The organism is Parabacteroides sp. HGS0025 (assembly GCF_000969845.1).
Lineage (GTDB): Bacteria > Bacteroidota > Bacteroidia > Bacteroidales > Tannerellaceae > Parabacteroides > Parabacteroides gordonii.
Genome location: NZ_KQ033902.1, coordinates 2,987,531 through 3,001,718 on the forward strand (window position 1 = coordinate 2,987,531; position 14,188 = coordinate 3,001,718).

At 43.7% G+C, this 14,188-nt stretch carries 11 protein-coding genes; 2 read left to right on the forward strand and 9 right to left on the reverse strand.

Annotation, left to right across the window (positions count from 1 at the left end):
• Positions 1-92 precede the first annotated feature (92 nt).
• Together HMPREF1212_RS11800 and ybaK are read left to right on the forward strand one after the other, a co-directional pair.
• Entirely contained in the window at positions 93-2,219 is a 2,127-nt protein-coding gene (locus tag HMPREF1212_RS11800) for a Tex family protein (protein WP_046149480.1), read from the forward strand.
• A gap of 1 nt (position 2,220) precedes the next feature.
• Complete coding sequence (gene ybaK, locus HMPREF1212_RS11805) at positions 2,221-2,703, forward strand: Cys-tRNA(Pro) deacylase (RefSeq protein WP_046149481.1); 483 nt, start codon at positions 2,221-2,223, stop codon at positions 2,701-2,703.
• Positions 2,704-2,942: 239 nt separating this feature from the next.
• Here ybaK and HMPREF1212_RS11810 read toward each other — a convergent pair whose 3' ends face one another.
• The 9 genes from HMPREF1212_RS11810 to HMPREF1212_RS11850 all read right to left on the reverse strand — a co-directional run bounded on the left by HMPREF1212_RS11810 (position 2,943) and on the right by HMPREF1212_RS11850 (position 14,128).
• Positions 2,943-3,341, reverse strand: a complete 399-nt coding sequence (locus HMPREF1212_RS11810; protein WP_028729422.1) for a lipocalin-like domain-containing protein — start codon at positions 3,339-3,341, stop codon at positions 2,943-2,945.
• A gap of 11 nt (positions 3,342-3,352) precedes the next feature.
• Complete coding sequence (gene hisB, locus HMPREF1212_RS11815; protein ID WP_046149482.1) at positions 3,353-4,480, reverse strand: bifunctional histidinol-phosphatase/imidazoleglycerol-phosphate dehydratase HisB; 1,128 nt, start codon at positions 4,478-4,480, stop codon at positions 3,353-3,355.
• A 2-nt stretch (positions 4,481-4,482) separates the two neighbouring features.
• Positions 4,483-5,514, reverse strand: a complete 1,032-nt coding sequence (gene hisC / locus HMPREF1212_RS11820) for a histidinol-phosphate transaminase (RefSeq protein ID WP_028729424.1) — start codon at positions 5,512-5,514, stop codon at positions 4,483-4,485.
• Complete coding sequence (hisD, locus tag HMPREF1212_RS11825) at positions 5,511-6,791, reverse strand: histidinol dehydrogenase (protein ID WP_046149483.1); 1,281 nt, start codon at positions 6,789-6,791, stop codon at positions 5,511-5,513. Before hisD ends, hisC begins: the two co-directional genes overlap by 4 nt.
• A 3-nt stretch (positions 6,792-6,794) precedes the next feature.
• Positions 6,795-7,646, reverse strand: coding sequence for an ATP phosphoribosyltransferase (hisG, locus tag HMPREF1212_RS11830; protein ID WP_028729426.1), 852 nt, complete (start codon positions 7,644-7,646; stop codon positions 6,795-6,797).
• A 256-nt stretch (positions 7,647-7,902) separates the two neighbouring features.
• Positions 7,903-8,220: a DMT family transporter gene (locus HMPREF1212_RS11835; RefSeq protein ID WP_028729427.1), complete on the reverse strand. Its 318-nt coding sequence runs from the start codon at positions 8,218-8,220 to the stop codon at positions 7,903-7,905.
• Between the two features lie 6 nt (positions 8,221-8,226).
• Positions 8,227-10,779, reverse strand: coding sequence for a M1 family metallopeptidase (locus HMPREF1212_RS11840; RefSeq protein WP_046149484.1), 2,553 nt, complete (start codon positions 10,777-10,779; stop codon positions 8,227-8,229).
• Positions 10,780-10,786: 7 nt separating this feature from the next.
• Positions 10,787-11,242 (reverse strand): DUF4268 domain-containing protein, encoded by a 456-nt coding sequence (locus HMPREF1212_RS11845; RefSeq protein ID WP_046149485.1) that lies wholly within the window; start codon positions 11,240-11,242, stop codon positions 10,787-10,789.
• Between the two features lie 21 nt (positions 11,243-11,263).
• The gene (locus tag HMPREF1212_RS11850) at positions 11,264-14,128 is read right to left on the reverse strand and encodes a M16 family metallopeptidase (protein WP_046150357.1); all 2,865 of its coding nucleotides are present in this window, start codon (positions 14,126-14,128) and stop codon (positions 11,264-11,266) included.
• Between the last annotated feature and the right edge of the window lie 60 nt (positions 14,129-14,188).

A 14,188-nucleotide genomic window follows, 5' to 3' on the forward strand; every position in this document is an offset into this window, starting at 1 on the left:
GTAGCAAATAATAAAAGAAAGAATTCAAAGAGGAAAGTAAAATAATCGGCAAAAGATTATCTTTGTAGGCATTAAACAGAGAGAATATAAATATGACAACATCATTTCATACAATCATCTCCCATTCTTTAAATATTCCGGCCGGACAAGTGGAACGGACGATCGGATTGCTGGGAGAAGGGGCTACAATTCCTTTTATCAGCCGTTACCGAAAAGAAGTGACCGGAGGACTGGATGAAGTTCAGATAGGTAATATCAAAGACTTGCTGGATAAATTAACCGAGCTGAAAAAGAGAAAAGAAAGTATTTTATCCTCTATCGAAGAACAAGGGAAACTGACTCCCGAATTAAAGAAACGTATCGAAGAGTCGTGGGATAGTACAGAAATAGAAGACATCTATCTTCCATATAAGCCAAAGCGGGTGACAAAAGCTGAAATAGCCCGAAAAAAAGGGCTGGAACCACTTGCAAAGATCATCATGATACAAAACGAACATGATCTGTTAGGCCGGGTGAAGAGCTTTATCAAAGGTGAAGTAAAAAATGCTGCTGAAGCGTTACAGGGAGCACGTGACATCATTGCCGAATGGGTAAATGAAAACGAAGGGGCTCGCAATGCCGTACGTAATTCTTTTGCTCATACAGGCGTTATCTCCGCTAAAGTGATAAAAGGGAAAGAGGAAGAAGGGGCTAAATACCGCGATTATTTTGATTTCAGTGAACCGTTGAGTCGATGCAGTTCCCACCGTTTGCTGGCTCTTCGTCGTGGAGAAGCGGAAGGAATTCTAAGGGTCAGCATTTCTCCTGATACGGACACCACCCTCGATCGACTGAAAAGACGTTTCGTAAAAGGCCGAAGCGAAGTTTCCGATCAGGTTGCCGACGCGGTAGACGATTCTTTTAAGCGGTTACTCAAGCCTTCTATCGAAACAGAGTATGCCAACCTCAGTAAAGCCAAAGCGGATGAAGAAGCGATCCGCGTCTTTGCAGAGAACCTGCGACAGCTTCTACTGGCTCCGCCATTGGGACAAAAACGTGTACTGGGAGTAGATCCGGGGTATCGAACCGGATGTAAGCTTGTTTGTCTGGATGCACAGGGTAATCTGCTTCATAATGAGGCTATCTATCCCCATCCACCACAGAATGAGAAAAGCAAAGCTGCCGCAAAGGTATCTCAATTGGTTGCCACCTATGCCATCGATGCGATTGCCATCGGTAACGGTACAGCCAGTCGCGAAACGGAACAATTCATTACCAATATCCGTTATGACAGGAAAGTGCAGGTATTTGTAGTCAGCGAAAACGGGGCTTCCATTTATTCTGCATCCAAAATAGCGAGAGAGGAATTCCCTGAATACGATGTAACTGTGCGCGGGGCTGTCAGCATCGGACGCCGGTTGATGGATCCGCTGGCCGAACTGGTAAAGATCGATCCGAAAAGTATCGGTGTCGGGCAATATCAACATGATGTTGAACAAGGAGCTTTAAAGAAAAGCCTGGATCAAACCGTTGAAAGTTGCGTAAATATGGTGGGTGTGAATGTGAATACGGCGAGCAAGCATCTGCTTACTTATATATCCGGGTTAGGCCCTACTCTGGCGCAAAATATAGTGGATTATCGGGCAGAGCACGGCCCTTTCCTGTCGAGACGCGAACTAATGAAAGTACCGCGCATGGGAGAAAAGGCCTTTGAACAAAGTGCCGGATTTCTACGCATACAGAATGGGAAAACACCTTTGGATAATTCTGCCGTTCACCCGGAAAGCTATCCGATCGTCGAACAGATGGCTAAAGATCTGAAGTGCACCGTGGAGGAACTGATTACCAATAAAGAACTGAAGAAGAAACTGGATCTCAAGAAATATATCACGGAGAAAGTCGGTATGCCGACCTTGCTGGATATAATGGAAGAACTGGATAAACCGGGAAGAGATCCGCGTGAAACGATACAGGTATTCTCTTTCGATCCTACCGTAAAGACAATCAATGATTTGAAAGAAGGGATGATTTTGCCGGGTATTGTAACTAACATTACCAATTTCGGCTGCTTTGTGGATGTTGGTATCAAAGAAAACGGATTGGTTCATATTTCAGAACTGGCCGATCGTTTTGTCAGTGATCCGACACAGGTCGTGTCTATCCATCAGCATGTGAAAGTAAAAGTAATGAGTGTGGATCTGGTTCGTAAACGGGTTCAACTATCGATGAAAGGGTTATAAGATGAAGATCAATAAAACAAATGTGGCCAGACTTTTAGATAAAGCGAAAGTGCCTTATCAATTGGTTCCATACGAAGTGGATGAAAACGATTTGAGTGCCATCCATGTTGCAGAGCAATTGGGTGAAAACGTAGAACAAGTATTCAAAACACTGATCCTTCATGGAGATAAAAGTGGCTATTTCGTCTGTGTAATCCCCGGAGCAGACGAAGTGGATTTGAAAAAGGCGGCTAAAGTTTCCGGAAATAAAAAATGTGAAATGATCCCGGTGAAAGAATTACTGCCTCTTACAGGTTATATACGGGGAGGTTGCTCCCCTATCGGGATGAAGAAACATTTCCCTACTTACATCCATTTCAGTGCCGAACAATTCGATAATATCTATATCAGCGCCGGACAACGTGGATTGCAGGTTTTACTGGCCCCGGCCGATCTCGTTCGTGAAACGAATGCTTCTTTTGCCGATCTGGTTAGCGGAGACTAACTGCAAGAACGCTTTTTGACCGAAAAAATGATAGAATCACCAAACAATATCATTTTTTTGGTCAAAAAATGATCGCGCACGCAAACAATTTCATTTTTTCATTCAAAAAGTAAAAGAATCCAGAGACAATTTCATTTTTTCGATCAAAAAATAAAAGCGTTCACAGTTTCTTTCATTTTTTTGATCAAATGATGAAAAAAACCGCGATCGCTACTATTTTTTTAAACCCAAAAGTATTATCAGAACTTTCTGAAAGTATATCTCTTCCCTTCGCTATTTAGAATTAAATGTTTTCTATTGGATTCTTCGATAGTGAATGTTCGCTTATATGACTTCCAATCAGTAAAAGGCAGGAATCGATCTGCCGGGCGAGGATCGTGAGCAAATTCGAGCATCAGCTGATTATCTTCTCCCAAAGTATTGAAACCATACTGCGATAGATATTTACTAGAATCAGGAATATACACCTGATACATAAACAAAACGTTTTGAAAGTTATAAAACACCGTATCAGCCAGTATCACTTCCCCATCTACTTCCACCTGCTGCAACTGCCATTTGCCTTCCAGCTTATGTTCAATATCATCATTACATGCTGCCAGTATGATTGCGACAGCGGCTATTAACCAGTATTTCATATACTCTTTTTTTATAAGACGCCTTTTGTACTAGGCAATTCATATTTATAAATATCACGGCGAATGGCCATTTTCACAGACCGCGCCAATGCCTTGAAGATTCCTTCTATCTTGTGATGCTCATTGGCTCCCTCTGCTTTGATGTTCAGATTCATACGTGCCGCATCACTCAGACTTTTAAAGAAGTGGAGAAACATTTCAGTAGGCATATCACCTACCATTTCACGATTGAACTCAGCATCCCAAACCAGCCAGGGACGTCCTCCGAAATCGAGAGCTACGCTGCAAAGGCAATCATCCATCGGCAGAGAATAACCGTATCGCTCAATACCTCGTTTATCGCCAAGGGCTTTTAATAAAGCCTCCCCAAGGGCAATAGCCGTATCTTCGATCGTATGATGTTCGTCTACGTTCAAGTCACCTTTTACACGTATAACCAAATCGACACCGGAATGTTTTCCTATCTGATCCAGCATATGGTCAAAAAAGCCTAATCCGGTTGAGATTTCAGTTTTTCCGGTTCCGTCCAGATTGATCTCAACATATATATCTGTTTCCTTTGTTGTACGCTGCACAACAGCACGGCGTTCACCGGCAAAAAGATATTCTGTCACTTTATCCCAATCCTCCGTGATTAAAACAGGAGAAATAGAAGGATTCTCTGCCAGCAATTTTTCTGCTTCTTCATCTGAAGGATGCAACCAGATCCCTTTAGCTCCGAGGTTGACTGCCAGCTCCATATCCGTCAGGCGATCGCCAATCACATAACTGTTTGCCAGATCGTATTCGCCGCTCAGATAGTTACCCATCATACCGGTACGCGGCTTACGATTAGGAGAATTATCTTCAGGGAAGGAACGGTCGATCAGGATATCATCAAAGACAATCCCCTCTCCTTCCAAGGCCTTCAACATCTTGTTATGAGCCGGCCAGAAAGTATCTTCCGGAAAAGAAGCCGTACCCAGTCCATCCTGGTTCGTCACCATGACAAACTCAAAATCCAACTGTTTACGTATGAAATATAAGTTACGGAATACTTTGGGATAGAACTCCAGTTTTTCCAGACTATCCAATTGATAATCTACCGGCGGTTCTATCACCAATGTTCCGTCCCTGTCTATAAAGAGGGCTCTTTTCATGCTTATATGCTTTTTAATGCTTTCAATAATGCATCGTTTTCTTCAGGTGTACCAACAGTTATGCGCAGGCAACCGTGGCACAAAGTTACATTATTTCTGTTACGTACAATAACGCCTTTCTTAACTAATTTATTATATACCGAATCCGCTTTGCCTACATCGACAAGAATGAAGTTGGCATCGGTCGGATACATTTTGTTTACAACAGAAAGTTCCGGCAATGCAGCCTGTAAACGGATACGCTCAGACATGATGCTACGCAGTTGTCTCAACATTTCTGTTTCATTATTCAATATATCCAATGCACGCTCCTGTGTCAGGACATTAACATTGTAAGGATATTTAATCTTATTGAGGATAGCAACAATTTCCGGAGAGGCGAATGCCATACCCAAACGAATACCCGCGGCTCCCCACGCTTTGGAAAGCGTCTGTAAAATGATCAGGTTCGGGAATTTCTTCAGTTCAGGCAGGAATGAAGGTTCTTCCGAGAAATCGATATAAGCTTCATCCAATATGACAATCCCTTCGAAGTTGTTCAGTATTTTATAAATCTCATCCCGGTTCAGGCTGTTCCCTGTCGGATTATTAGGTGAACAAAGGAAGATGATTTTCACCCATTCGTCCACCTCTGCCAGTAATTTATCCGCATCGAGTTCGAAATCGGGAGTCAATGTGACTTTTCTGAACTCCACGTCATTCACATTGGCTGCCACTTCATACATTCCGTAAGTGGGCGTGATACTGACGATACAATCGACCGCCGGATCACAAAATGCACGGATAACAAGGTCGATCGGTTCATCACTTCCATTCCCCAGAAAGATTGAATTACGGTCTACATCTTTCAACTCGGCAATACGGTCTTTCAGTTCCCATTGCAACGGATCGGGATAACGATTATAAGGTTCGTTATAAGGATTCTCGTTAGCATCCAAAAAGACAGATGCACTTCCATGAAACTCGTCTCTTGCTGAAGAATACGGTTTCAACTCCCAAATATTGGGTCTTACCAGGTCTTTTAAATCCATCATATTGTATTCAATCTAATAGTTACTGCATTACGGTGGGCATCCAGCTGTTCGCCAGCGGCCATGATCTGAATTGTTCCACCCAAATTCTTAATACCTTCGGCTGTGATCTCCTGAAAAGTTATTTTTTTGATAAAGCTGTCCAGGTTTACACCACTATATGCTTTAGCATAGCCGTTGGTCGGTAAAGTATGATTTGTTCCGGAAGCATAATCACCTGCACTTTCCGGCGTATAAGGCCCCATAAATACACTGCCTGCATTTTCAATCTGTCCGGCAATATGGGAATAATTTGCTGTCTGAATGATCAAATGTTCCGGAGCATACGCGTTTGTAAAGTCTATTATTTCCAGTTCATCCTTCAGGACGATTATGCGGCTGTGTTCCAAAGCTTTTTCTGTTATCTCCTTACGGGATAATTTCGATAATTGTTCCTGGATAGCCTTAATCACTGGTGCGACAATACCTTCACAAGAGGTAACCAATATGGCTTGGCTGTCGGCTCCGTGTTCAGCCTGCGAAAGGAAATCAGCGGCAATAAAGTCCGGATTAGCCGTTTCGTCAGCAATTACTTCCACTTCAGAAGGGCCTGCGGGCATATCGATTGCAACATCTTTCAAACTTACAAGCTGTTTGGCTGCTGTTACATATTGATTTCCGGGGCCAAATATTTTATAAACCTTGGGAACAGACTCCGTTCCGTATGCCATAGCGGCAATAGCTTGTATTCCACCGGATTTAAATATTTTACTAACGCCGGCCGTCTCTGCGGCAAACAGGATTGCCGGATGTACTTTACCTTCTTTATTGGGAGGCGTACATAACACAATCTCCTTACATCCTGCGATATGTGCCGGAACCGCTAACATTAAGACGGTCGAGAACAAAGGTGCTGTCCCTCCCGGAATATATAATCCAACCTTTTCGATCGCAACTGCCTTTTGCCAACAGGTCACACCTGATGTCGTTTCCACTTTTTGTCCGGTGAAACGTTGGGAAGCATGAAACTTTTCAATATTATTTTTGGCCGTACGGATAGCTTGTTTCAGATCTTCAGAAACAAGTTCACGGGCTTCCTGTATCTCTGCTTCCGAAACCTGAAGATCGGCCAGACGAACCTTATCGAATTTCTCTTCATACCGTTTAACCGCAGTATCACCTTCCAGGCGCACCTCGTCCAATACGGTACGGACTGTATCGAATAAAGTCGTAACATCCAATGCCGGCCGTTTTGCCAATGACGCCCAGTCTTCTCTCGACGGATATTTAATTACTTCCATAACTTAAAGAATCATTTTCTCGATCGGAATAACCAAAATACCTTCAGCACCCAAAGATTTCAACTTGCCAATAATTTCCCAGAAATGTTTTTCTGCGATAACAGACTGAACAGAAACCCAATCGCCATTAGCAAGAGGTGTTACCGTCGGGCTTTTCATACCGGGCAATACTTCGATAATTTCATCCAGTTTACTTTTCGGTGCATTCAATAATACATATTTCTTACCTTCCGCCACCTGTATGGCTTCGAAGCGAAACAGCAGTTCGTCGAGAATAGCCAATTTCTCTTCCGACAAGTTATTGTTCGCTATCAGAAGCGCTTCGCTCTGCATTACGACTTCAACTTCCTTCAAGCGGTTACTTACCAACGTACTACCTGAACTTACTATATCAAAGATAGCATCCGCCAGACCGATACCCGGAGCAATTTCAACCGAACCACTGATCACATGGCAATCTGCCTTTACACCTTTTTCTTTCAGGTAAGCTTTCAGTATTTCCGGATAGGAAGTAGCAATAGTCTTTCCTTCAAACCATTCCACACCCTGGTAATCTTCATCTTTAGGAATAGCCAGCGATACACGGCATTTACTGAAGCCCAATCGTTTAACCAGACGAGCCTCTCCCCCTTTTTCTACATACTCATTCTCACCGACAATACCTATATCTGCTACTCCATTAGCCACAGACTGAGGTATATCATCATCACGAAGGAATAAAACCTCTACCGGAAACCCCTTTGCCGATAACAGCAAAATACGTTTGCCTCTGTTCAGTTTGATACCCGCTTCTTCCAATAATAGCATTGTCTCGTCGTATAAACGACCTTTCGATTGTACTGCAATTCGTAACATGTTTATCTTTGTTTTAATAATTATATACTTTCCGAAAACAAAATAAGGCTTACCGAATGACGGCAAGCCTTATTATTAATATTATGCGTATCTACACACCAATCAGCCCACCGAACTACTGCCCGCTGTAATGATGATGATGGTGATGTGATACTCTTATTTTCATTTTTTATTTTATTGATGCCGCAAAGTTACAATAATAATTGAAACTGCAAATAAATCTATCAAAAGATTAGCAAATAAGCTTACTTTTTTTCTAGGAAGCCAGTTTGATGCCTATAATACCTATCACGACCAACATAGCGGACAGGATACGCCATAAACCTGTCGAGTCACCGAAAATAAAGATCCCGATCAGCAAGGTGCCTACAGCACCTATTCCAGTCCACACCACATAAGCAGTCCCTATCGGTATCGTCCGTTGTGCCAGATATAAAAAATACCCGCTCAGTGCCATTGAGATAACAGCCACCGAAAGATAAAGAAAACGCGATCCCGTTGTTTGCGCCAGTTTCATACCGACGGGCCATCCCATTTCAAAAAGACCACCCAGCAATAAATAAATCCATCCCATACTTCATTAGTGTTTAATTCTATATAAATGATCGGCTTGTTGCCGTATTTTGTTTGCCAGCATCTTCGGATAATCCTGATTAGCGGCGAAGAAAGCATCGACTTCCGCTCTTGCTTCAGGCGATGTATGTCCGGATAGCAAAGCACGCACCCAGGCTGTCGGGAAAAAGATATCGCCGGTTCGCTGCACTTCCTGCATCGCTTCCAAAGCCGGGCGGATATATGCAATAGCTTCTTTCTGCCGTGAATGGTGATTTAAATTGGCCAACGCAGCGGAAGCCCAGGGCTCGACACGACGATTATCCGCTATCAGCAAAGAAGCAAAAACACTATCACGCACCTCCTTATGAGGAGAAACAGAAGGCGAAATAAAAGCATATTCCCGCTTCCGGTCGGGATTTGTGATGCGGGATTGCTGAATGCCGACAATATCGTCCGCCTGCTCCGGTAAACAAAGTGCCAGTGTATAAGACAGATTGATATAATCGTTCTCACTCAACGAACAACCTGCCGGAGCCTGTTCTTTTTTCCATATATTATATAATGTAGCGATTGCTTCCGGCGATTTTGCCAAAGAACGATAGGAACGGAAAGCCTGCAATCGATGCTGCGGGACAGAAGATGTCGTTACAATCTGCCATAAAGTCTTTTCCAATAATTCCGTTTCTGTCGGATACAAACGCTGACAATTTCCGATATAGCCCAAAGCTGCGGAAAATAATAACGAGTTATTTTCCTGTGGCAGATAATTCAGCATCGTTTCCATAAAGAAATCCGGAGTGATTGCCTGATTCAACAGATTCTCGTACAAAGTGATCAATATCGAACCTCTCAATAACTCATTATCGCAACCAGGAAGATAAGCGGCACACGCCCGGGCATCGGCTTCATTCAAACGGAAAAATCCATATCCTTTTCCATCTATATTCGGAATAATGAAACAACCCTCTTCCGGATGTATTTTCAGTTTCTCCCGGGTGAAATCCGAATTTCTTCCGAATGAAACGGAAATCTCCTCCGGTTCCCCTGTTTTTGGGACGATCAGATAAGACAAATCCTGCGGCCAGTGAAGCCCCCGGTTAAAAGGATCGGTTTGAGTCACCACCAGACTGTCGCCAACGATAGAAGAAGTGATTTCCGGCATGCCTTTCTCATTAACCCAGATATGGCTCCAGGTTGCCAGATCGTCATCTGTCTGTTTATCCAGAATTTCGATCAGGCCATCCCAGGTGGCATTCCCGTACGCATAAGTTTTTAAATATTCCTGAATACCTTTACGGAACGGCTCTTTTCCCATTTTCTTAATCAACATCTCAAGAACAACAGGCGATTTATCATAAATGATATTACCATAAACCAAACCGGCGTTGCGAAGATTGTCCAGATCCTGCTTGATCGGATTCGCACCGGCAGTACGGTCTTCAGCGTATGCCGGAGGAATATAATCCTGCATAAAATTCAACGCATGATTCACATTCGGATAAAGGGGAGCCACGATCTGCGAAGCAAAATAATTGGCAAAAACCTCTTTCGTCCATACATCGTCAAACCACTGCATAGTGACATAATCCCCAAACCACATGTGAGCAGTCTCATGGGCGATCAGGGCACTGCGGCTCAACTGCTCGTTCAACGTCGGATTCTCGTTCAGGAACATCCGGCGGTCGGTATAAAAGGTGGCTCCGGTATGCTCCATGCCGCCAAACTGGAATCCGGGAAGGATTATCAGATCGTATTTGGCAAAAGGATACGGAACATCGGTATAATCCTCCAACCAGGTCAATGCATCGAATACTTCCGATGCAATTTCCGGACATTGGGCTTTCTTTTTCGGATCTGTTTCCCGATGATATAAAGAGATTTCCCTTCCGTCCCGGTTATACGTTTCGCGTACGAATTTACCGGCTGTGAAGGCGAACAGATAAGTACTTAACGGCTCTGTCTCTTTAAATGATATAATCTTACGGCCGGGAACTGAAGTTGTATCCGTACTTTCAACAGCACCGTTCGAAACTGCCTGCCATTCTCCCGGAACTTCCAATGACAAGGTGAACAGAGACTTCATATCCGGCTGGTCGAAACAGGGGAAAGCCGTCCGCGCCCGATCAGGAACCAACAAGGTATAAAGGAACTCGTCCCTCCTGTTCAAAGACTGGTCGGCTGGAATAAAATCGACAGTAATCTTATTTACTCCGACTATACTTCGGTCGGCAGGGATCAGGATATGCTCATTCTTAACCTCATAGGGCACCGGCTGACCGTTCAGCAGCACTAAAGCCACTTGCGAAGCTTCTCCACGAAAGTCGATGATGATCGGCTGCTTTTTCTTTAAAGACAGCTGGATCTCTGCATTCCCTTTCACCGGTTCGCGCTTCGTTTCCGGGATAGAGAAAAACAGATTGTATTTAACCTGTCCGAAATGCTCTTTTCTGAACTGCGCCAGTTCACGGCTCACTCCGGCCTCCTGCAACAAAGCGTCCCTCTGTTGTGTGCCACAGGCAGTTAACAGACCAACGGCTGCCACTCCGGCAATCCTGCATATCGTATGAATGTGTTCCATATTCTTTTTACTCTCTCAAATATTCAGCTATCGACATAAAGTTACGTTCCAGAATATACATCTGCGACGCCATAAAAGTAAAAAATTCTCCCCAATCCTGTTTACGGTGAAAGTCGATTCCTTTTTTAGCGATATAGATACGGGCAACTTCTTTTCCCGTATCTCTCACAAAACAAATATCCCAGATCAAGCCTTCCGGAAAATCCTGTTCGAGCGTTTCCTTATACCATGTAAGGCGTTCAAACATTTCCAACCGGAGATCTTCCCTCTTGTGATTCACTTCAAGGATCACATAAGCACCTTTACGGTTCGCATCAAACTTCAACTCCACCCCTTTCACCTTCGTATCATAGAGCGTCCATATCTTCTTACGCCCTCTCAGATTGGGTTGGACTTCGCAAAATGCGGCGAAGCTTTCCCAGAATTCCAGTTTCAGGTTCTTCAATTCGTCTTTACTATACATTATATATAATAGCTCTTTCTGTTACTTATAAACATCTTTTTTTCTCAGTCTTATAATCTCTCCATAATCGGCCAGCTTCTTCATATCGATACGTCTTGAATTTCCAACGATGACATAAACGATTGGTTTAAGCCGGATGTTATGACGGTAGAAACGGATAATATCCATCATCTCCATACCCGAAATGCCAGATAATAAAGCCTCATTCGGATCACTCTCAAAACCGTTCCTCTTATAACTGGCCACTTTCTCCGACAAATCCCGGAACGACGGATAATCATTATTCACCTGATTGATGATCGATTGTTTGATCATAGATATCCGCTCCGGCTTCTCCGGCATTTCACGAATCAGGGAATTCATCACTGCCATTGCATCCAGCGTCTTATCGTTTTGTGTAGACAGCATCGTAACGAACTCTCCGGCCTTCCCTTCCAGCTTACGAGGCGGCAATAAATAACGCCCGCTGACACGATAAGCCAACGAACGAAACTCTCTGATCTCCTGAAACATCAACGACGACATATCTCCTCCGAAATAAACGGAAAATAAACGGGATGCCTGGCGCGACCACAAATCATCCGTTACCTCTCCTTTTACAAACCCATAGACAATACTTTGCGAAGCAGTCGGCATATCCATAAAATAAACAGCTGGCTTGTCATATTCTTTCGGTTCCCGGAAATAAGTGGCATCAGCCGCGATCGTTATATCCTTTAACGGCATAGATGCATTTAACTGTTCTTCAACCTGTTCGATAGAAAGTGTTCCGCAATAATGCAGGTCACACTCCATTCGGCGGACATCTGCAAAAACATCCAGCAAGTCTTTTCCTTTCAATTTCTTTACTTCCGAAAGCGGTAATTTACGAAGATAGCGTGACTGCTCCCCATATTTCACTTTCTCCAATAAAGCATTTGCAATATTATCACTGGATTCAAAGAAAGCCTTTTCTGTTACTTTCGCATCATTAATAACCTGACGGATCTGTTTATCGTCTGCTTTTACATGCGAAATGAAATCCCCGGCCAACTGAACAGTTTCTTTGAAATGATTATCGAAGCCTGTGATGCGCACAATAAACTGTTTATCGCTTGCATCGAAAGACATCGTACTGCCCAGCACCTGCAAACGTGTACGGAAATCCTGGAACGATAAAGAGTCAGTCCCCAGAAATTGCATGTAATTAGCCAGAAGTCCTAATTTAGGTTGTTCTAACGTTCCGATCTGGTAGATCAGATTAAGCGTAAAAATATCTGTCACCGGGTTAGCTACCGTATATAAAGTAACCAGCGGGCTCAACTTTGCTGTTTGTACATCTTTTTCAAAATCGATAAAATGAGATTTCACGATCTGTGTCGGCAACTGCTCCAACTTCTTCGCATACTCGGAAACAGACTCTGAATTTCTCGGAACCACCGGAGTGAAGTCTGGTTTCTTCAGGTTATCTTTCGGATATTTCCCCGTCTTTTTTGTCACACACAGATAATTATCACTGAAATACTTCCGGGCAACCTGCATAATATCTTCCCGTGTCAGGGCATTTATCTTTGCTACTTCCTGCAAATACTCGTCCCAGCTTTTCCCCTGCGAACAGAGCGACATCATAATGCGTGCACGCGAATCGATATTTTCAAGATTAGATGCGTACTGGCGACGTTGTTCCTGCTTCAGGCTATTGAATATTTCATCAGTAAAATCCCCTTCCTTCACACGGTTTATCTCACGCCAGACCAGCTTTTCAGCTCCGCCATAGGTTTGAAGCATTAGTTTAGGTATAACCGCTACAGCCAGTATCCCGGCTTCATTCATGCTTTCGTTCATTGCCATACAGGCCATGATCTTCCGGTCTACCATCAGTTTGTCAAGAAACCCGGTGCCGTTGGCATTGTTCAGCATATTAACTGCGATAGCCAACGCCGCCTGATCTTCGTGATTAGCCGGCACACCGCGAAAGCCCAATCCCATCGCCCTTACCAACGGAACGGGGAATTTAACCTTCATCTTCTCTTTTCCTTTAAATGGCGGTATAGCTACCATCTCCTTTTTAGGCGCTTCGCCCGGACGGATACGCGAGAATGTTCGTTCCAGAATAGGCAAAACGGCCTCCGTATCAAAATCACCACTCAGGATCAGAGCCATATTGGATGCCACATAGTATTCTTCAAAGAACTTCCGCATCTCTGTCAGGCGCGGATTCTTCAGATTCTTTGTGCTTCCGATAATCGGATAGGCATACGGATGCGGAGCAAAATACCGGGCAAGCAAGCGATCCATCACAGGGCCGCCGATAAAGTCGCCATACATATTCTTCTCTTCATAAACCGTTTCCAGTTCGCTTTGGAACAGACGGAAAACAGGATTCAGCAAACGTTCGCTGTTTATCTCCGCCCATTGTGCCATATATTGAGGTGAAAAAGTATTGAAATAGATAGTTGCATCGTAAGATGTTGCAGCATTCAACCCTGAACCGCCATACTTTGAGATCAGACGATTGAATTCATTCGGTATCACATATTCAGAAGAACGAATGCTTAATTCATTGATCTCTTTCTGGATACGGGTACGGTCTTCTTCCTCTTCCGTGGCTGACAGTTCGTCATATTTTGCAGAGATAGAGTCAAGTAAAACCTTTTCCGCTTCATAGTTGATGGTTCCGATCTTATCGGTACCCTTAAACATCATATGTTCGAAATAGTGTGCAATCCCTGTATCCGGACAGTCCTTCGCTCCCGCTTTCACGACCACAGCTCCGAAAACTTTCGGCTGGCTATGATCCTCATTCAGCCAGATGGTCAGCCCGTTATTCAGTTTGTATTCTTTAACTTCCAGCGCTTTTGAACTCTGAGCAGCCAACAGATTTGTTCCAGTTGCAAATAACATCATCGTCAACAGTGTTTTCATGGGTCTTCTGCCACATTTACATTATAAATAGCAAAGATACCG